Raw genomic sequence first — 19,693 nt, 5'->3', positions numbered from 1 at the left:
TTCCTTAGCCGATCGAGAGCTCGACGCGCTCGGAGTTAATCTTGAGCGGGTTTTCCTTGGTGGATGCGAGGATCTCAGCGAAGTGGATGGTCTGAACGTCCGAGCCGCGACGCATCAGCGCACCGCCGATGTTCATCAGGCAGGAGCAGTCGCCGCCGGTGCAGACGGAAGCACCGGTTGCTTCAACGTTGTCTGCCTTGTCGTTGACCATTGCGCCGGAGACGTCAGCGTTCTTGAAGGAGAAGGTACCACCGAAGCCGCAGCACTGGTCCATGCCCTCGAGCTGGGTGTACTTGATGCCTTCGACGGTGCGGACCAGGTCCTGCTGGCGGGTGCCCAGGCCGAGCATACGCATACCGTGGCAGGAGCTGTGGTAGGTGACGTGCTCGGGGAAGTAGGAGCCGAGCTGCTCGGCAGCGTTGGTGATGCCCAGGATGTCGATTAGCAGCTGGGAAAGCTCGAAGGTGCGGGAAGCAATCTGCTCTGCCTTCAGAGCCAGCGCTTCGTCGCCGCGGCTACGTGCGACCATTGCCTGCTGGTGACGCAGGGAAGCAACGCAGGAGCCGGAGGGTGCAACAGCTACGTCCCAGTCCCAGGAGTCGAAAGCTTCAACGTGGTTCTTGATGACTTCGTAACCGTCATCGAAGTAGCCCGAGTTGACGTGCATCTGAGAGCAGCAGGTCTGGTTCGGGGGGAAGACAACCTCGTGGCCCAGGCGCTCAAGAATTTCGACGGTGGCGCGTGCTACGCGGGGGTACATGCCGTCAACGATGCACGTGGAGAAGAGTGCAATGCGCATGACTTGTCCGTCCTTTCCTCTGTGTTCAGAGTTTCTCGGTCTCACCGCCTGCGTCTGGGGCAGGCGGGGCACAGTCCGAACAAGTTCGGTCTTCCAAAGAAGCGACTCAGATGTATTGAGTCGGGGAAGCTGGGCCGGATGGTTCCGGCTAATGTGCGCGCCCCAAGTGGAGGTGGGATGCGGTGGGATCAGAAACCGTGGTGATGTCTTTTATCTTTCTAGCCATTTAACACCGTTGGACGGCTTTTCTCTAGTCGAAATAGCGCATACTTTCCTTGTTAAATAATGGGTTAGGTCTACCTGACCTTAAGGTATATTTTCCTACCTTCCGGTACATATGACCTCATCTAGTTTTCACTCTCGCCACACCCCCTATGCCTCTTTAATTATTGAACGTTTATCAAACACACATCTTTGGCGGCTAAACCCCCTAGAAATCCGCCTTTCTGAAGCGTTAATGATTGTTTTATGGGGCGACTCCTCTTTAACACAACATTCTTTTCAAGAATGTGCCCACAGTTGAAGGTTCCTCAATAGATAAAGCAGTCACTCATACACCCAATCCTTTACGCCTTCAGAAATATTCGAGTTTCAGAAGCTGGCATTAACTGTCAGAGCCGCAATATTTCGGTAAATTCACGGGATACAAACCCTCCAGACACCCCTTAGTCGCGGAAATGAGTCAGGTCACTTTTGGTGAAACGCCGCACTATCCGCTACTCTTCTAAACATGCGATCAATGGTCTGACCACATCCCCGCATGGGAAACAATGACCCGTTCCCCAGCGGGATTATCTATGGTCTGACCACACACAAGACACACCCTGAACCAAAGGAGTTCCAGTGGAAACTTATACCGCTGTAACCAATGCAGTGGGAGGTAGCCTCGGCCTCAGCGCGCTCGTGGCAACCATTCCCCTCCTCACCTTCTTTGTGATGCTACTGGGCGTTAAGGCACGCGCTCACTGGTCCGCACTCGTGGCACTGGCAGCATCCATCCTCGTAGCAGCGCTGGGCTTCCACATGCCCGCTGACCTCGCCGGCCTGAGCGCCGTCCGCGGCGCCATCTACGGCCTGGTCATCTGCTGGGTGATTCTGGGCGCCATCTGGTTCTACCAGATCACCGTTCTCTCCGGTCGATTCGAAGACCTGCGCCGCGTCTTCGACCGCCTCGGCGGCGGCGACCTGCGCATCCAGGCTATCCTCATCGCATTCTGCTTCGGTGGTCTGCTCGAGGCACTGGCTGGCTTCGGCGCTCCCGTTGCAATTACCGCAACCATGATTCTGGCACTGGGCGTCAAGCCCCTCAAGGCTGCTATCACCGTTCTGCTCGCTAACACCGCACCCGTGGCATTCGGCGCGGTTGCTGTCCCGATTACCACCGCAGGTGAAGTCGGCGGCAAGGACCCACACGTTATCGCAACCATCGTTGGTCACCAGGCTCCGTTCCTGGCAATGCTCGTTCCGCTCATCCTGCTCGTCATCCTCGACGGCATGAAGGGCCTGAAGGACGCTTGGCTGCCCGCACTGGTCATCGGCGTTTCCTTCGCTATCGCACAGTGGGTCACCGCCGCTACCCCCGCATACAACCTGACCGACGTTGTTGCCTGCATCGTCTCCATGGGCGTTGCCGTGATCTTCCTGCAGTTCTGGAAGCCGCGCGGCGTCGCAGGCGTTCGTGAACGCTACGGTCTGCCCGCACAGGCTGAAGAGAAGGAAGCTCTGCCCGCCGTTCGCGTCTGGATGGCACTGCTGCCCTACGTCATCGTCGTTGCAATCTTCGGTGTTGCTAACCTGCACGCTGGCCTGAAGGCATGGCTGAAGAGCTTCGTCATCAAGATTGATATCCAGGCTCTGAGCTCCCGCCTCGTCACCGCTGACGGCAAGCCCGTCAAGGACGCTGTCTACAACTTCGCGTGGATGTCCAACCCCGGCACCCTGCTGATCATTTCCGGTCTGGTTGTTGCTGTGGTCTACTTCTTCTTCAACGAGAAGGGCCGCTACGCCTTCAAGTTCCCGGCAATCTTCACCGAGTTCGGTTCCGTTGTCTACCGCATGCGCTGGTCCATCCTGACCATTGCTTCGGTTCTGGCACTGGCATACGTCATGAACTTCTCCGGTCAGACCATTGCTATGGGTACCTTCCTGGCAGGCCTGGGCACCGTCTACGCGTTCCTCGCACCGGCTCTGGGCTGGATCGGTACCGCTGTGACCGGTTCGGACACCAGCGCGAACGCACTGTTCTCCAAGCTGCAGGTGTCTGCTGCTGAGAACCTGCAGCACGCAGGTATCCACGGCGCAACCCCCGAGCTCATGCTGGCTGCTAACACCACCGGTGGTGTGGTCGGTAAGATGATCTCCCCGCAGTCGCTGGCTATTGCTGCTACCTCCGTGGACATGGAAGGCAAGGAATCCGACATCCTCAAGGCTGTCCTCCCCTGGTCCTTCGCTATGCTCCTGTTCGTCTGCGTCCTGGTCTTCCTGCAGACCAACGTGCTGTCCTTCATGATTCCCTAATCTGAAGCTCAGGTTTTAGAGAGTTCCTGAAGCATCCGCTTCACGAACAGTAGGACATTCGCCCCGGTTTGACCGGAGGCCACAGCGGGGCGGCGTACCTTTCCGGTATCGCCGCCCCGCTTTTTATGCCCCTTATGACTCGATAGGTTGCCCCAATAGTTTGGGAGAACATGCTGAGTCGAGACTTCTTTTCGTTATCCGCCTCGTTATCAGGAGAGAGTATGCCTCGTTCTTTTGACGACACCCAGCCTGCAGAGGCGCCCCCTGCGGTTGAGCGCCAGCCGATTCTGGCGGACCGCAGCTACAGCATCATCCTGGAGACCTTTGAGCGGCGCCTGCGCCTGGGTGAGTTGCGTGTGGGCGATAAGCTCCCCTCCGAGCGTGAGCTTGCCGCACGGCACGGCATTTCCCGCCCCTCGGTCCGTGAGGGCCTTCGGGTTTTGAACGCGTTGGGCCTGATTCGTTCCAGTACCGGTTCGGGACCGAAGTCGGGCGCGATTATCATTTCGGAGCCGTCGGATGCGCTCAGCTGGGCGTTGCGCATGCACATTGCGACCCGTAGCCTGCCGGTGAAGGACGTTGTCTCAACCCGCCTGCTGTTGGAGGGCCCCGCGGCACGTGCGGCAGCCGCAGCGCCGGATACTCCGGAGCGTGCGGCAGCGCTGGAGCGGGCGCGCGTACATCTGGCGGAGATGGATGAGCAGATCAGCGATGAGCGTTTCCATTTCTGCGATACGCGTTTTCACTATGAGCTGTCGAAGCTCGGCGGCAATATTGTGCTTGATACGGTGATCGACTCTCTGCACATGGCGACGATGAGTTATGTGCAGGAGGCGGTTCCTTTCCTGAAGGATTGGGAGGCGGTCAAGCGCACGTTGCAGCAGCAGCATTACGGCATTATTGAGGCGATTGCCTCTCACGATGAGCAGGCAGCCTATGAGCGGGTGTGCGAGCACATTACGTGGTTTTATTCGCTGTCTGACAGGGCTGCGGAGGAGCGGGCGCGGCAGCATCCGGCGCGGGATATTCTGCACGAGGATTTATGCCACGAAGGCGTGCACAGCAGCTAAGGTGCACCCCTCACATTCGTATCTCGCTCTCATAAACCCACATAGCTAAGGGCGGTGCCCCGGAAGAATGACCTTCCGGGGCACCGCCCTTTATCAAAGACTTATTGAGCCCGAATATTCGGTTTAGAACTTCGTGCCGGTCAGACGCTCATACGCCTCAACGTAACGGGCACGAGTCTTCTCCACAACCTCCTCAGGCAGGTGCGGCACGTTATCCGAACCGTCCCAACCCGCCTCCGGGGAACGCAACCAGTCACGCACATACTGCTTATCAAAGCTCGGCTGCGCACGACCCGGCTCATACTGCTGAGCGTCCCAGAAACGCGAAGAATCCGGAGTCAGAACCTCATCACCCAGGGTGATCTCGCCGCGGTACGAATCAGTACCGAACTCCATCTTGGTATCCGCCAGAATAATGCCCTGCTCACGAGCAATCTTCTCCGCAGTGGTGTACAGGCTCAGGCTCAGCTCCTCCAGGCGCTCACCCACCGGCTGACCAACCTCAGCGTACAGCTCCTCACGGGTCACCAGCTCATCATGCTCACCCACCTCAGCCTTACCGGTCGGAGTGAAAATCGGGGTGTCCAGGCGGGAACCATCCACCAGACCCGCAGGCAGCTTCACGCCAGCAATCTCACCAGTCTCGTTGTACACAGCCAAACCCGAACCGGTCAGGTAACCGCGCACAATGCACTCCACCGGGAACATGTTCAGGGAGCGGCAAATCATTGCTCGACCAGCCACAACATCCGGAACGTCAGTGGACAACACGTGGTTCGGAACCTGCTTAAGCTGCTCAAACCACCACAGGGACATCTGAGTCAGAATCTTGCCCTTATCCGGGATCTCGGTGGGTAGAATACGGTCAAACGCGCTAATACGGTCCGAGGCAACAACCATGACCGAACCGGCACGCAGCTCAGCGTCATCATTGACGGTCAGGCCGGTAGCGTCAAAACGTTCCTCATTCGGAACGTACAGGTCGCGGACCTTGCCGGAATAAATGTGAGTCCAGCCAGGAATCTCCACGGGGTTAGAACGAGAAGTCATGAGAATTTCTCCTGATGAGGTGGTGTGATGTGGATGCAAAAAGTCTGTGTAATTACAATACCGCGACAGGCGCGGCTACCGATAGTGCCATCAGCCATCAATACGGCACAATCTTGAGAGCCCAACCTACCCCGGTCGCCGCCGACAGCACCCCGAGCCGAGGAAATGAACCCGGGAAAAGCTGAGGCGGCAAGGAATAAAGAAGCGAGTGGCAAAGAAGCGACCGGCTCCCCCACCCTCAAGCGGGGAAGCCGGTCACCTTAGGTTTTAGCCGCGCGGGGCGGGAATGTGGATGCGGTTCTCCACAGCCTTCAGCGCGATGTCGGTGCGGTACTGCGCGCCAGCCCAGGAGATAGCGCGAACGCCCTCGTAGGCGGCGTCGCGGGCGGCGCCCAGGTTCTCACCGAGCGCCACGACGGCCAGCACGCGGCCGCCGGCGGTGTGGATTTCCTCGCCGGAAACCACGGTGCCCGCGTGAATCACGTGCACGCCCTCCAGAGCATTCGCCTCATCCAGACCGGAGATAACATCACCCTTGCGGGGAGTGTCAGGGTAGTTCTCAGCAGCCATAACCACGTCCACTGCGGTGCGGGGATCCCAATCCAGCTCGGTACCCTCAGAAATTTCACCGCGAGCAGCCGCACGCAGCAGCTGACCCAGCGGGGTGCGCAGACGCGCCAGAACCGCCTGGGTTTCCGGGTCGCCAAAGCGGGCGTTGAACTCGATAACGCGCACGCCGCGGCTGGTCACAGCCAGGCCGCAGAAGAGCACACCCACGAACGGGGTGCCGCGCTCAGCCATACGAGCCACGGTCGGGCGGGCAACCTTCTCCACGACCTCCTGCACGAAGCCCTCGGGCAGCCAGGGAAGCGGGGTGTAGGCGCCCATACCGCCGGTATTCGGGCCCTCATCGTTGTCAAAAATGCGCTTGAAGTCCTGAGCCGGGGACAGCGGCAGAACGTTCTTACCGTCAGAAATGACGAAGAGGGACACCTCGGGGCCGTCCAGGAACTCTTCGATGACCACGGTACCGCCAGCGTTGAAGCAAGCCTGAGCGTGCTCCAGTGCTGCGGTGCGGTCCTCGGTCACCACAACGCCCTTACCTGCTGCCAGGCCGTCGTCCTTCACCACATAGGGTGCACCGAACTCGTCCAGGGCAGCCTGCGCCTCAGCAGCATTCGTTGCCACGTAAGCGCGGGCAGTCGGCACGGAAGCCTCTTCCATGACCTGCTTAGCGAAAGCCTTAGAACCCTCCAGCTGAGCGGCAGCTGCGGAGGGGCCGAAAACATCAAAACCCGCCTCACGCAGTGCATCGGAGACACCTGCGACCAGGGGCGCCTCCGGGCCGATAACGACCAGGTCGGCGTTCAGTTCGCGTGCCAGGGCGGTTGCCTGGGCGGGGTCATTCGCATCAATTGCGTGGACGGGAACGTCCTGGGCAATGCCGGCATTGCCGGGGGCGCTGTGCACCTCGGTTACCTCAGGGTCGCGCAGAAGCGCTCGAATAATTGCGTGTTCGCGGCCGCCGGGGCCCAGTACCAAAACCTTCATGCTATTCAGGGTACCCGGTATCACTCTAAAAATGTGAGCTGGGCTCACTAAAAATGCGGCTCTTCTCATCTAGCGGCACGCTCAAAAGAATGCCTATCAGAGAAGAACCGCATCGGGTGAGTATTCACCACAACATAGGTGGCTTTGATTCGGGTTAAACCAATGCTGTCACAGCCGCAAGACCACCAAAAACAATGCCGGGGGCATTAGCGATGACAATTGGTATGTCCTTCTTGGGGCGCCACAGGCCGTACAGCAACCATAGAGTGCAGTTTATAGCGGCTACCAGGGGCTGAATCCAGTCGCCCTTGTGACCGTTCAGGTTACCGATAATCTGCGGGAAGTAGAAGACATACATGAGCACGGCAGTAATCGAAGCGACTCGCGCAAGAATGGGGAAAAACTTGGCGTGAAATTCAGATTCAGCGCTCATGCCGCTTTTTTCTGCGGTGTTCTTAGGGGTGGTGGAAGAAGAGTTGTTCTGCTCTGCCATAAAATTACCTATTTCTGATGATCTAGTGTGCGTATTATCTGGTGCTGTCGTTCTCGCAAACAGTGGAGACGTAGATGATGGGAGGATCTGTTCTAGGTGGCTCCAGGATAGGTGGCGCTAGGATACATGGCGCTAGGAAGGGGCCGCTCCCATTTTGAGAGGTATGCGCAGACCTCACGGGTATACTCCACGAATATTCTATTCCTCCCCATGCTAAAGACGTAACCCCTACCACCAATTAATATGAGAGGTATCACATATACAGCTCACTGTCAGCCCAAAAATATCACGTAAACATACAAAAATAAGGATGAATCCGCCCCACCCTTACAGGCAACGTTCTGCACGGAAATATTTGCGGGGGATACCATTCTGAGCCGCCCTATACACGTAAAACCGCGCACATAAGGCAGAACAATACACCCCTTAAACTAGAAGAATGACCAACAGCACCACCCCACAGGCAACCACTCACACCACCAACCCCAGTAGCGCCTTCGACGTAGAACTCGCGCAACTCACCCGCAACAACCTCATTGAGGCACGACACCGCGGCCGCCTCATCCTGCTCAACCCCGACGGCGATGTACAGCTTGCCCTCGGTGATATTCACGAGCCCTTCTACCTGCGCTCCGCCGCTAAGCCGTTGCAAGCCATCGGATCTATGAAGGCGGGCGCGCCCCTGCGCGGCTCCCAGGTCGCCATCGCCTGCGGCTCGCATCGAGGCACCTTCGAGCAGATGCGCGCCGTGCAGGACGTACTCACCCAGGGCAGCACCGAAACCAACCCGCTCACCCCGGCAAACCTGGCACTCAAGCCCACACTCCCCTCCGACAAGCAGGCACGCCAGGCAATGGTTCAGGCGAACCTTGCCGCTACTGCCCTGGCGCACCCCTGCTCCGGCAAGCACGCCGCCTTCCTGTGGGCGTGCACCGCCAAGCTTGAACGCGGAGACCTCGAAGAAGGCTCGCAGAACTGGACCCTGCACAACTACCTCGACCCCGAACACCCGCTGCAGCAGGTCATCACCGAAGAAATTGAGGCGTTCACCTGCGAGCCGGTAGCCGCAATCGGCGTTGATGGCTGCGGTGCGCCCGTGCACGCCGTCTCCCTTGCCGGTGCCGCACGCGCCTACTCGACCCTGGGTGCGGCAATCCGCAACCTCGGCGCGGATGCGCGCGCCTCCACGGTCGCCACCGCCATGGTGGACTACCCCGAACTGATTCAGGCACCCGGCTCCCCCGACACCGTGCTCAGCGAAGAACTGGACGCGATCGTCAAGGGCGGTGCGGAGGGCGTGCTCTGCATTGGTCTGCGTTCGGGCGCGTCCGTGGTGGTGAAGATGAGCGACGGTTCGCACCGCGCCATGTACGCCGTGGCTCTGCGTGCTCTCGCCGCTGGCGGCTACCTGAGCGCCGAGGAATGCGAGCGCCTACTCGCGCTGGTGGTTCACCCGGTGACCGGCGGCTACGTGGACGGCAAGCCGGTTGTGGTGGGCGAGCTGCGTGTGTATGAGGAGCTTTTCACCCGCGAGGGTCTGGTTCCCGGCGCCCCGGAAGAGGACTAATCGTGGCGATTCGACGTAAAACTTCCGAAGCAGACGGCATGGCGGCGGTACGCGAAGTGCGTGCTTTCTTTGAGGCGCAGCGTGCGGCAGCCGGCGAGCCTGCAGATTCGCACACCCGAGGCGAGTACCTGCTGAACAGCCCCGAGGTGGAGCAGGCGTTTGCCGCGCTCCCCCGTTCGGTGCGTGCGACCTTCGTTCGCTTCACCCTTGAGGAGCTTGCGACCCTCGCCCCCGGCAATAGCGTGGAGGTGCGTGTGCCCCCGCTGGGGGTGACCCAGTGCGTGGCGGGTCCTCGCCATACGCGCGGCACCCCGCCGTCCGTGGTGGAGGCGCGTCCGTTCGTGTGGGCGGCGCTGGTGTTGGGTGCGTGTTCGTGGGCGCAGGCGGTGGGTGCCGGTGCGCTGGACGCTTCGGGCGAGCGCAGTGACCTTTCGGGCCTGTTGCCGCTTTTCTAGAACTTGCTACGAGCCCGCAGGCCCACGCAGTTTTCGTGATTTGGTGTGTTTATTGCCCGTTCTAGCGGTCCATCCTGAGGTATTTAGCATATCCTTCACCGCATCGACCCCGAAACCCGGTACACTTTTAAAGGTCTGGTGTATGCTACGGCACACGCAGGCAGGTGTGAGTGCGGCAACACGCCCTAATCTTGCGCCTGCGCAGACGCATCCGCAGTCCCAACGTCGAAAAGAAGTGAATTGATTCGCCCCGACGGAAAACTCACTCACGATCTCGATCCGATTGACCACGGCCCCAAGGACGCCTGCGGCGTCTTCGGCGTCTGGGCACCCGGCGAGGACGTGGCAAAGCTAACCTACTACGGCCTGTACGCACTCCAGCACCGCGGCCAGGAATCAGCAGGTATCGCAACCAGTAACGGCAAACGTATCCACGTGTACAAAGATATGGGACTCGTCTCCCAGGTCTTTGACGAAGCCACCCTCAGCTCCATGCCCGGCGACCACGCTATCGGCCACGCCCGATACTCCACCACCGGCGCATCCCACTGGGCTAACGCACAGCCGACTCTCGGTACCACCCCGCACGGCACGCTCTGCCTGGCGCACAACGGTAACCTCACCAACTCGGCAGACCTCTACGAGCGTCTGATTGAAAAGAACGGCGGCAAGCCCCCCAAGCACGGCGAACTCGCCCAGGGTAACACCACCGACACCGCACTCGTCACCGCCCTGCTGGCGGAGCACGACTTCGATTCCCTCGAAGAAGCAGCACTCGACCTGCTGCCGACCCTGCGCGGTGCCTTCTGCCTCACCTTCATGGATGAGAACACCCTCTACGCCGCACGCGACCCGCAGGGTGTACGCCCCCTCGTACTCGGTCGCCTGGAGCGCGGCTGGGTTGTCGCATCCGAAACCGCGGCACTTGATATTGTCGGCGCATCCTTCGTGCGTGAAGTTGAACCCGGCGAATTCCTCACCATTGACGAGAACGGCCTGCGCTCCCAGCGCTTCGCTGAGGCTAAGCCCGCAGGTTGCGTCTTCGAGTACGTTTACCTCGCTCGCCCGGACACCACCATCTCCGGCCGTAGCGTCTACGAATCCCGCGTAGAAATGGGCCGTCAGCTCGCCCGCGAACACGCCGTCGAAGCTGACCTGGTCATGCCCACCCCCGAATCCGGTGTTCCGGCTGCTATCGGTTACGCCGAAGAGTCCGGCATTCCTTACGGTAACGGTCTGGTCAAGAACGCTTACGTGGGTCGAACCTTCATTCAGCCCTCGCAGACCATCCGCCAGCTCGGTATCCGTCTGAAGCTGAACCCGCTCAAGTCCGTGGTTGCTGGCAAGCGCCTCGTCGTTATTGACGACTCCATCGTTCGCGGTAACACCCAGCGCGCGCTCGTGCGTATGCTCCGCGAAGCCGGCGCGAAGGAAGTGCACGTGCGCATTTCCTCCCCGCCCGTAAAGTGGCCCTGCTTCTACGGTATTGACTTCGCCTCCCGCGCGGAGCTGATCGCTAACGGCCTGTCCGTGGACGAAATCGCTTCCTCCCTGGGTGCCGACTCGCTCGGCTTCATCTCCCAGGACGGCATGATGGCAGCCACCGAGCAGCCCGCCGAAAACATGTGTACCGCATGCTTCACCGGCGAGTACCCGATTGAACTGCCCAGCGAAGAACGACGCGGCAAGTCCCTCTTCGACGCTGAGGAAAAGGGCAAGGGCGGCCCCCTCGCCGGTAAGGCGGCAGAGGTGACCGTGGAACGTCCCGTTCCCTCCAAGCCCGAGCACGCCGAGGCTGTCTCCATTGAAACCCGCGAAGGCACCGAAACTCTCGAAACGAAGTTCGACCCCTCCGCAGTACAGATTGCCGCAGACGATGCCGGTATGGGCATGTGCAACCCCGGCCCCGACGCCGACCTCGAGGCACTGCTCACCGAGCAGGACCGCACCCCCGCAAACTCCTCCGCTACCACTACCCCGAAGGAATCCTAATGAGCGAGAACACCACCACCGTAACCTACGCAAGCGCAGGTGTTGACGTAGAGGCTGGCGATCGCGCCGTTGAGCTGATGAAGGGCGCTATCAAGGCAACCCACAACTCCTCCGTCGTTGGTGGCGTGGGCGGCTTCGCGGGCCTGTACGACGTCTCCGAGCTGGTCAAGTACCGCAAGCCCTACCTTGCCACCTCCACTGACGGTGTGGGCACCAAGGTCGCTATTGCGCAGGCACTCGATATTCACGACACCATCGGTTACGACCTGGTCGGCATGGTCGTGGACGACATCGTCGTGTGCGGTGCGAAGCCGCTGTTCATGACCGACTACATTGCCACCGGCAAGGTCGTTCCCGAGCGTATCGCTGACATTGTGCGCGGTATCGCTGGCGCATGTGCACAGGCTGGCACCGCTCTGGTTGGCGGCGAAACCGCCGAGCACCCCGGCCTGCTCGCAGAAGACGAGTACGACGTTGCGGGTGCGGCAACCGGTCTGGTTGAGGCTGACGAGCTGCTCGGCCCCGAGCGCGTGCGTGAGGGCGACGTGCTGATTGCTATGGCATCCTCCGGTATTCACTCCAACGGCTACTCTCTGGTCCGCAAGGTCCTGAACGTTGCCGGCTGGGGTCTGGAGCGTCAGGTGGACGAGCTGGGCCGCACCATCGGTGAAGAGCTGCTCGAACCCACCCGCGTGTACGCGGCAGACTGCCTGGACCTGGCAGCGGCATTCCCCGTCAACGGCGAAGACGGCACCACCGGCAGCGGTGTACGCGGCTTCTCCCACGTGACCGGCGGCGGCCTGGCTGCTAACCTGGCTCGCGTTCTGCCTCAGGGCCTGGAGGGTCGCGTGGACCGCTCCACCTGGCAGATTCCCGCCATCTTCTCCCTGATCGGTTCGCTGGGCAACGTGCCCCTTGCCGACCTGGAACGCACCCTGAACCTGGGCGTGGGCATGATCGCTATCGTTGACCCCTCCGTGGCTGAGGCTGCTACCAAGCGTCTGAACGACCGCGGTATCCCCTCCTGGATTATGGGTGACGTTGTTGCCGCCGGTGAGCCCGAGGCTAACAACCCCGATTACGTGCAGGGCGCTAAGGGCGTGGACGGCGGCGCGGTTCGCCTGCTGGGCTCCTACGCTTCCTAAGGACGCTTTCTCCAGTAGGTAGCGAGCGCCAGCTTGCTGGTGCTGATGATTCTATAGACCGGGGCGGTCACCCATGCGGTGGCCGCCCCGGTCTGTGTGTCTACCGGCGGGGCGTGCTGTCCCGCGTGTTTGATGCCAGCTTTTTATTTATTTTCACGCGTATTTTGGGCTATTTTTATTTTTTGCTATCAACTGCATTTTTAATGCATTCTAGTGCTTACACCATAGTGTTAAAACATTTATTTCTCTCCCCTGTCAGCAAGAGGTACCGCATATCCTGCCTCGCACATTCCAACCCTCAAGCTTTACTTACATAAACTCTCAATCATTGGGCGCTATTCAGCCTCCAGAGGTTGATTTTCTGCACATTAACCCGTGAAAAGCACCTCAAAAATCCCTCAAGTTCACCTTGAAGTGATACCTTAGAAATGTACGTTGCACACCGTCCAAAAAGGGTTCTTTCGGTACGCAAAAAAGGGTCAAAGAAACGCTATTCCCTCACCCCATTCATTACTTCAGCGCGCCCAAAAAGGCCTCTTTTACTGCCCCGTAAAAACCATATACGCACCTCGCGCACCTACAGACGGAAACACCAGTACACATCACACAGTCCGCATACCACCTACATCAGGAGAACCAGATGAGGCTTCCATACATCGGTGCGCAGCGCACCGAAACACCTCCTCGCCCCCGCATCGATAACCACTGCATCGATAACCGCCGCCGCAAGCGCCCCGCACGCGCAGCACTGAGCCTGCTCGCCGCCGGCGTCATCCTCTTCGGAGGCGACCTACCCGCCGTCCTCGCGCAGGGGCCCAGCGACGAAGCCATCCTGGCAGCAGCTCAGGCAGCGCCCCAGATTGAAGGGCCCGTCAGCCCCCTCACCCTCACACGCAACGGCGCGGCACGCCCCAACACCCCCACCGCGGCGGCGCCCGGTACGCTCCCCCAGCAGGTGTTCGACCGATTCATCGTCACCTACACCAAGGAAGCCAAGCAGCGCAAAATGCAGCGCGACGGCGACTGGGACGCAGTCCGCGGCATTGTTGACGACATCATGGACACTGTCGAGGTCGTCAGCGAAGCGCTGAACGTCGATACCAAGTTCCTGCACAACACCTCCACCGATGACGCCGTCATCCAGACCTCCAAAACCCTCAACAAAAACGAGGCAAAGGAGTTCATGGCGAAGGTCGCCTCCGACCCGGACGTAGCATCCGTCGAGCCCGACTACATCAACTACCCCGCCGCAGAAGGCGACATCACCTTCCAGTTCAACGACCCGCAGTACAGCAAGCAGTGGAACCTCACCAACCCCACCACCGGCGTGCAGAACACCGGTAACGCTCGCCTGCGCCGCGGCGCAAACGTGAAGGTCGCCGTGCTCGACACCGGCTACGTGCCGCACCCCGACCTGGTCACCGGCATGGCGAACGGCTACGACTTCGTCAGCGACCCGCTCAGCGCCCGCGACGGCAACGGCCGCGATCCCAACCCCCTGGATGAAGGCGACTACGCACCCTACAACCTCTGCAAGGATCAAGCGAACGCCCACACCTCCACCTGGCACGGCACCAGCGTTGCCGGCATTATCGGCGCCCGCGGCAACAACGGCATGGGCATGGTTGGTACCGCCGACCTTGCCCGTGTGCAGCCCGTGCGCGTGCTGGGCCGATGCGGTGGCCGCACCTCCGACATTGCCGACGCCATCATCTGGGCAGCCGGCGGACACGTCGACGGGGTGCCTGATAACACCTACCCCGCCAAGATCATCAACATGTCCATCGGCACCGTAACCCAGTGCCCCGCCGCTTACCAGCGCGCCATCAACATCGCCCGCTCCAAGGGCGCAATCGTGGTCGCCGCGGCAGGTAACGGCAACACGGAGGCGTCCAAGTACGCGCCCGCCAACTGCATGGGCGTCATCACGGTTGGTGCAACCACCAAGGCTGGCACGCGAGCTTCGTTCTCCAACTACGGCACGAGGGTTAACATCTCGGCACCGGGTGAGGACATCCTCACCCTGTCCATGAACAGCCTCGACCGCCCTGATAACACTAAGTTCAGCTACGACTATGAGAGCGGCACCTCCATGTCGGCACCGCACGTCTCCGCTCTGCTGGCACAGCAGCTGGTCAACGGCACCTCCATGACCACTAAGCAGGTCGAGGAGGCGTTCACCCTCATGGGGACGAACCGCATCAAATGCGATAAGTATTTCTGCAGCCGAGGTATTATCAACAGCTTCAACCTGGCTAAACAGGCTGGAAACCTGGACGCGAACGGTAGGGTGACCTACCTGCGACCGCGCAAGACAATCAAGGTGATCTCTAAGGGACTGAGCGCAGGCGCGTCTAACACCAAGATTGCCGATAGAGCCGCCGCCGCCGAGGCAGCCAAAGCAACCACAGAAGCTCTCACGGCAGGAGCCAACGGCGAGAGCCTCACCGGTGACTACGACCGGATTCCCGGCGCACCCGCCATGGAAATCCCCGAAGATGCCCAGGTCTACGACCTGAACGGTGACGCCGAGCCCATCACCCAGGACGAACCGCTGGTCACCAACCCCGCGCAGAAGCCCCGCGAGGTCAATGAACAATAAGCTATCCGCTACCGGCTCCGCACCAGGCCCAGTCGACAGCGCATAGTAAAAGCCCCCGATGAGAGAACTCATCGGGGGCTTTTCGTATCTAAAACGAGTTTCGACTAGCGGCGGTTACCGGTCGCGAAGCCCAAGTAACCATTGTTCGGGTAGCCGCTACTCGGGTAGGTGTTCGCGGATGCACCGTACCAGGAGCGGTAACGGGAGGTGTGACCGTGACGCGGACGCGACGGGTAGGAGGGGCGGGTCACCGGGCGGGACGGGCGGGTCCTGGCCTTCGGAGCCGGGGTCACCTTCGGTGCAGGAGTTGCCTTAGGTGCGGGGGCCTGCTGACGCTTAGCGTCCTCTTCAGCCTTCTTGCGTGCCGCCTCTTCAGCCGCCTTCTTACGTGCGGCCTCCTCCTCAGCCTTCTTGCGTGCCGCCTCTTCAGCCGCGGCAGCATCCGCAGCCTCACGGTCGGAGCGGACCTGCTGAACCGCGCGCGCCGCATTCACAATGCCGGAACCGCACGCGGACTGGTCGCACTCAACACCCTGAGAGGTGGATTGCAGAGCCTTCTTCGCCTGAGCATACGTCAGCTTCGGGTCGACCGACTTCATGAGCGCCACAATACCGGCAACATGCGGTGCCGCCATGGAAGTGCCCTGGTACTCGGCGTAGTCGGCCTTACCGGGAGCAGTCTTACCGGCGTTCAGGGTGGAGAGAATACCGCCACCCCAGTAGCGGCGGTCGCCACCGGGTGCGCTCACGTCCACGCGGGAGCCGTAGTTAGAGAAGTAGGAGCGCTTGCCATTCTTATCGGTTGCGCCCACATTGATGACGTCCTCGCAGTTGCCGGGGCTGGACTTCGAGGCATCAAAGTTGTTGTTACCCGCCGCGACAACCACGATGGAGCCGCGCTTATTCGCCTGAGCAATCGCCTGGCGGTACGGGGTGGTGCAGGTGCCCTCGCTACCGATGGACATGTTAATGACCTGGGCGGGGTTCTGGTTTGCCGGAACGCCGCGCACGCTACCGCCAGCAGCCCAGATAATACCGTCGGTGATGTCCGAGTCGAAGCCGCCGCAGGCGCCCAGAACGCGCACGGGCACAATCTTCGCCTCGGGTGCCACACCGGCAATGCCTTCGTTATTGTTCGCGATAGCGGCAATAGTGCCCGCCACGTGGGTGCCGTGCCAGTCGGAGGCGGTCGCCTTCGAACCGGTGAAGCACTGGTTATCTACGGTCCAGTTGCCAGCATCGGTCGGGTCGGAGTCGCGGCCGTTACCGTCGTTGGAGAACGCCGACTCGGCAATAAAGTCGTAGCCGGGCAGCACGTTAACGTCCAAGTCCGGGTGGGCGGTAATGCCGGAGTCCAGCACCGCCACGGTTACGCCCTTACCGCGGGTGGTGCCCCACGCCTCCAGCGCAGAGACGCCCTTCTCACCGGTGAGGGACCACATGCGGTTCATCTTCGGGTCGTTGATCTTGACGGTCTCCGAGGTGTTGTCCACGGTGGCGTAGCGGCGCATATCGGGCGACACGGAGGCGACCTTGGAGTTCGCGCTCAGGGCGTTCATGTACTGCTGCGCCTGCGCGGGGGTGAGCTCCGCGGAGGTGGTGACCACGCTGGCATCCAGCGCGGTGGAGCGGACGTAGCTGGTCTTAATGTTCAGCAGCTCGTCAATGCTCTGCACCTCGGAGCTGATGCCCGCGTAGAGTGCGTCGCTCCAGGTTGCCTGCTGGGTACCGGCGGCTGCGGACCAATCAATCTGGTCTGCGGTGGCGTCAGCGGAGGCGGCGTTCTTCGCCTCATCGGTGTAAGTGATGATGAAGCGGTTGTATGCCACGGGCGCGGACTGGGTGGTGTTAGAAGCCTGTGCCGCCGCAGAAGCCTGGGTTGCGTGGGTGGCCTGCGCGGTGGGTGCCGCCACGGCGGGGATCACGCTTGCCGAGAGCAGGCAGGTTGCGGTGACGAAGCTCAGCAGGGAACGCTGTGAGGAGCGTGCCTGCGAGGGGCGAGCAATGCGAAGCATGGACGTCCTTGAGGTGAGTGGTACCGGGTGCGCACGATGCGGCGTAGCGTTGCCGTCTCGCGTTGAGGGCGTGTGCTCGGTACGAGTGAATACGGAAGAGTGAGGTGTTGGTGCATTGTGTGTGCTGTGAAGTGGTTCCACAATGTGCGTGCACGGGTACGCACCGTGAGATACTCTAGCACCCTTTTTCAGTTACTTTATGAATAAAATAACCTTTGTGATGCAGGTCATTTTATGCATAGATGAGTAAAACTTAAATCACTACTTTAAGTCGCGAGAATATTCCGACTAGGCATTTCTTTATCTGCATTTACATGAAAGAAAAATCTCATTATTTACGCCACACTATCGAGTTTTAGCCCCGCCAAACATAGAAAAAGGTGCTAGGATAGCGATATCTCACCACATAAACTACTTCCGATGAACTCCCGCACGGGGGTTTAGAGAAAAATACACATCAATGCAGTGATGTGCATTTTCTTTTTCTATTCGCTCCTCACAAGCAAATATGCAAAAGAATGCAAATATTTTCTCGAAGGTGCATTTATGTGAGTGGATGACCAACCCACTTGCCGCTTCCGGCACTCACATACGCAAAGGACCTCGATGTCTTTTACCACTCACCCCTCAGCGCGCGGTGTCGCACGCACCGCTCTGAGCCTGGGTACCGCCGCAGCACTCGTCACGACCCTGGGCGCCCCCGCATCCTTCGCGGCACCCGCACAGGCCAACAGCGCCGAGCGCGCCAAGGCGCACACCACCATTTCCTCCCTCAGCTCCGCACAGCAGAAGGCAGGCTTCAACCGCTTCGTCATCACCTACACCGACAGCGCGCTGAACGCCGGCGGCATCAACTGGGCAAGCCCCGCAGGCACCCAGGTCGCCACCTGGAACGACGGCCTCTACCAGGGCCTCACCTCCGAGGTGAAGAGCGTCGATGACCTCTTCAAAATCAAGACCAACTACGTACGCACCACCGCCCAGAAGGCAACCGTGGTGACTCTCTCCTCCAAGCTCACCGCAGAGCAGGCAGAGAAGTACATGGCAGCGCTGAGCTCTAACCCCTCCGTTGCGTCGGTTGAGCCCGACCTGCTGCGCCGCTCCAACGCACGCACCCGTACCGCCGCAAACTCCAAGGTCGCTCAGGTAGCCCAGGCTGCCCAGGCGTCGAACCAGGTTGTGGCGCCGAACGACACCCTCTACCCGCAGCAGTGGAACCTGCACGGCACCAAGGGTCTGGCTACCCCCGAAGCGTGGAAGACCACCCAGGGTGCCGGCGTGACCGTTGCTGTAATTGACTCCGGCATCGTCAAGCACCCCGACCTGGACGCTAACGTCCTGCCCGGCTACGACTTCATCACCGAGCCCTCCATTGCTCGTGACGGCAACGGCCGCGACTCCGACCCGACCGACCAGGGCAACTGGGAAGAAGCGGGCGTCTGCGGTGCTGATGCAGAGGCAAGCGAGTCGAACTGGCACGGCACCCACGTTGCCGGCTCCATCGCGGCGATTATGAACAATAAGCGCGGTATCGTCGGCGTGGCACCCTCCACCAAGATCCTGCCCGTGCGTGCCCTGGGCATGTGCGGCGGCTACGACTCCGACATTGCGGATGCAATGGTTTGGGCAGCCGGCGGCACCGTTGAAGGCGTTCCTGCGAACTCCAACCCCGCCAAGATCATTAACCTCTCCCTCGGCGGCGAAGGCACCTGCCCCGCAACCTACTCCAAGGCTATTGCTGAAGTGAACAAGCGCGGCGCGATTCTCGTTGTCGCTGCTGGTAACGATGGTCAGGACACTTCCAAGGTCGCTCCGGCTAACTGCGGCGGTTCGATCGTGGTGGGTGCTACCGACCAGAACGGTAAGCGTAGCGACTTCTCCAACTACGGCAAGATTGTTGATGTGAGCGCTCCCGGCAGCAACATCATGTCCACCGTGGATCTGGGTACCACCGTGTCCACCGGCGCAGGCTACACCGAGTACGACGGCACCTCCATGGCAGCACCCCAGGTTGCTGGCGTGATTGCTCTGATGAAGTCCGTGGATCCCTCGCTGAACGCTGAGCGTGCAAAGCAGATTCTGAAGCAGAGCTCCAAGCCGCTCACCTGCGATGTGAACGGTTGCGGTTCCGGCATTGTGAACGCCGCGAGCGCACTGGCTATGGTGCAGGGCAAGAAGGACCCGAACCCGCAGGCAAAGCCCTGGCCGAAGCGTGCACCCAAGCACCCGACCCGTGCGGCTCGTGTTGGTTACGTGACTAACCCGGCTGTTAACCACAACCCGCCGTTCCTGATTACTGCTCACGGCCTGATTCCCGGTCAGTAATCGGCATGTTGCCAGCTCGGAAGCCGGTGAGCCAATAGGCTTCTGAAGGATGCCACATACAAAAAGCCCCCGTTGAGTTTTGAACTGCGCCCCGAAACTTGGACGCTATAAA

Annotated in this window: 13 protein-coding genes; 8 read left to right on the top strand and 5 right to left on the bottom strand. The window is 60.4% G+C overall.

Annotated features, from left to right (window positions below; genetic code table 11):
* Positions 1-4 precede the first annotated feature (4 nt).
* On the bottom strand, positions 5-799 hold the full coding sequence (locus tag HMPREF2894_RS01130) for a (Fe-S)-binding protein (RefSeq protein WP_005504630.1): 795 nt from the start codon (positions 797-799) through the stop codon (positions 5-7).
* 843 nt (positions 800-1,642) lie between these two features.
* On the opposite strand from HMPREF2894_RS01130, the gene HMPREF2894_RS01125 reads away from it, so the two are divergent.
* Positions 1,643-3,316, top strand: a complete 1,674-nt coding sequence (locus HMPREF2894_RS01125) for an L-lactate permease (protein WP_070677480.1) — start codon at positions 1,643-1,645, stop codon at positions 3,314-3,316.
* Positions 3,317-3,537: 221 nt separating this feature from the next.
* Positions 3,538-4,386: a FadR/GntR family transcriptional regulator gene (locus HMPREF2894_RS01120; RefSeq protein WP_070677478.1), complete on the top strand. Its 849-nt coding sequence runs from the start codon at positions 3,538-3,540 to the stop codon at positions 4,384-4,386.
* 123 nt (positions 4,387-4,509) lie between these two features.
* Here HMPREF2894_RS01120 and HMPREF2894_RS01115 read toward each other — a convergent pair whose 3' ends face one another.
* The 3 genes from HMPREF2894_RS01115 to HMPREF2894_RS01105 all read right to left on the bottom strand — a co-directional run bounded on the left by HMPREF2894_RS01115 (position 4,510) and on the right by HMPREF2894_RS01105 (position 7,480).
* Positions 4,510-5,436 carry a phosphoribosylaminoimidazolesuccinocarboxamide synthase gene (locus tag HMPREF2894_RS01115; RefSeq protein WP_005504616.1) on the bottom strand — a complete coding sequence of 309 codons (927 nt, stop codon included), beginning with the start codon at positions 5,434-5,436 and terminating at the stop codon, positions 4,510-4,512.
* Between the two features lie 267 nt (positions 5,437-5,703).
* Positions 5,704-6,987, bottom strand: a complete 1,284-nt coding sequence (purD, locus tag HMPREF2894_RS01110; protein WP_049340963.1) for a phosphoribosylamine--glycine ligase — start codon at positions 6,985-6,987, stop codon at positions 5,704-5,706.
* A gap of 154 nt (positions 6,988-7,141) precedes the next feature.
* The gene (locus tag HMPREF2894_RS01105) at positions 7,142-7,480 is read right to left on the bottom strand and encodes a PQ-loop repeat-containing protein (RefSeq protein ID WP_049351963.1); all 339 of its coding nucleotides are present in this window, start codon (positions 7,478-7,480) and stop codon (positions 7,142-7,144) included.
* Between the two features lie 439 nt (positions 7,481-7,919).
* Between HMPREF2894_RS01105 and HMPREF2894_RS01100 the strand changes: the two genes are divergently transcribed.
* From HMPREF2894_RS01100 to HMPREF2894_RS01080, 5 genes are all read left to right on the top strand, one after another.
* Entirely contained in the window at positions 7,920-9,047 is a 1,128-nt protein-coding gene (locus tag HMPREF2894_RS01100; protein WP_070677476.1) for an asparaginase, read from the top strand.
* 38 nt (positions 9,048-9,085) lie between these two features.
* A complete protein-coding gene (locus HMPREF2894_RS01095; protein ID WP_005504608.1) occupies positions 9,086-9,502 on the top strand; it encodes a sterol carrier family protein in 417 nt (138 codons plus the stop codon).
* Positions 9,503-9,742: 240 nt separating this feature from the next.
* Positions 9,743-11,494, top strand: coding sequence for an amidophosphoribosyltransferase (gene purF, locus HMPREF2894_RS01090; RefSeq protein WP_070677473.1), 1,752 nt, complete (start codon positions 9,743-9,745; stop codon positions 11,492-11,494).
* Entirely contained in the window at positions 11,494-12,639 is a 1,146-nt protein-coding gene (purM, locus tag HMPREF2894_RS01085; protein WP_005504604.1) for a phosphoribosylformylglycinamidine cyclo-ligase, read from the top strand. The genes purF and purM overlap by 1 nt, the downstream gene beginning before the upstream one ends.
* Positions 12,640-13,279: 640 nt before the next feature.
* A complete protein-coding gene (locus HMPREF2894_RS01080) occupies positions 13,280-15,241 on the top strand; it encodes a S8 family peptidase (protein WP_070677471.1) in 1,962 nt (653 codons plus the stop codon).
* 104 nt (positions 15,242-15,345) lie between these two features.
* Here the strand turns inward: HMPREF2894_RS01080 and HMPREF2894_RS01075 are convergent, their stop codons facing one another.
* On the bottom strand, positions 15,346-17,256 hold the full coding sequence (locus HMPREF2894_RS01075; RefSeq protein ID WP_070677469.1) for a S8 family peptidase: 1,911 nt from the start codon (positions 17,254-17,256) through the stop codon (positions 15,346-15,348).
* A 606-nt stretch (positions 17,257-17,862) separates the two neighbouring features.
* Between HMPREF2894_RS01075 and HMPREF2894_RS01070 the strand changes: the two genes are divergently transcribed.
* Entirely contained in the window at positions 17,863-19,581 is a 1,719-nt protein-coding gene (locus tag HMPREF2894_RS01070) for a S8 family peptidase (protein WP_070665949.1), read from the top strand.
* Positions 19,582-19,693: the final 112 nt, after the last annotated feature.

The sequence above is a fragment of the Rothia sp. HMSC066G02 genome (assembly GCF_001813145.1).
Classification (GTDB): domain Bacteria; phylum Actinomycetota; class Actinomycetes; order Actinomycetales; family Micrococcaceae; genus Rothia.
Note: the sequence above shows the minus strand (reverse complement) of the source record. Positions and strands in the feature narration are given on the sequence as shown.

What these genes read in the sequence shown, in the direction of transcription:
- HMPREF2894_RS01130 (WP_005504630.1), bottom strand. Translation starts at nt 799, where the DNA reads ATGCGCATTGCACTCTTCTCCACGTGCATCGTTGACGGCATGTACCCC.
- HMPREF2894_RS01120 (WP_070677478.1), top strand. Translation starts at nt 3,538, where the DNA reads ATGCCTCGTTCTTTTGACGACACCCAGCCTGCAGAGGCGCCCCCTGCG.
- HMPREF2894_RS01115 (WP_005504616.1), bottom strand. Translation starts at nt 5,436, where the DNA reads ATGACTTCTCGTTCTAACCCCGTGGAGATTCCTGGCTGGACTCACATT.
- purD (WP_049340963.1), bottom strand. Translation starts at nt 6,987, where the DNA reads ATGAAGGTTTTGGTACTGGGCCCCGGCGGCCGCGAACACGCAATTATT.
- HMPREF2894_RS01105 (WP_049351963.1), bottom strand. Translation starts at nt 7,480, where the DNA reads ATGGCAGAGCAGAACAACTCTTCTTCCACCACCCCTAAGAACACCGCA.
- HMPREF2894_RS01100 (WP_070677476.1), top strand. Translation starts at nt 7,920, where the DNA reads ATGACCAACAGCACCACCCCACAGGCAACCACTCACACCACCAACCCC.
- HMPREF2894_RS01095 (WP_005504608.1), top strand. Translation starts at nt 9,086, where the DNA reads ATGGCGGCGGTACGCGAAGTGCGTGCTTTCTTTGAGGCGCAGCGTGCG.
- purM (WP_005504604.1), top strand. Translation starts at nt 11,494, where the DNA reads ATGAGCGAGAACACCACCACCGTAACCTACGCAAGCGCAGGTGTTGAC.
- HMPREF2894_RS01080 (WP_070677471.1), top strand. Translation starts at nt 13,280, where the DNA reads ATGAGGCTTCCATACATCGGTGCGCAGCGCACCGAAACACCTCCTCGC.
- HMPREF2894_RS01075 (WP_070677469.1), bottom strand. Translation starts at nt 17,256, where the DNA reads ATGCTTCGCATTGCTCGCCCCTCGCAGGCACGCTCCTCACAGCGTTCC.
- HMPREF2894_RS01070 (WP_070665949.1), top strand. Translation starts at nt 17,863, where the DNA reads ATGTCTTTTACCACTCACCCCTCAGCGCGCGGTGTCGCACGCACCGCT.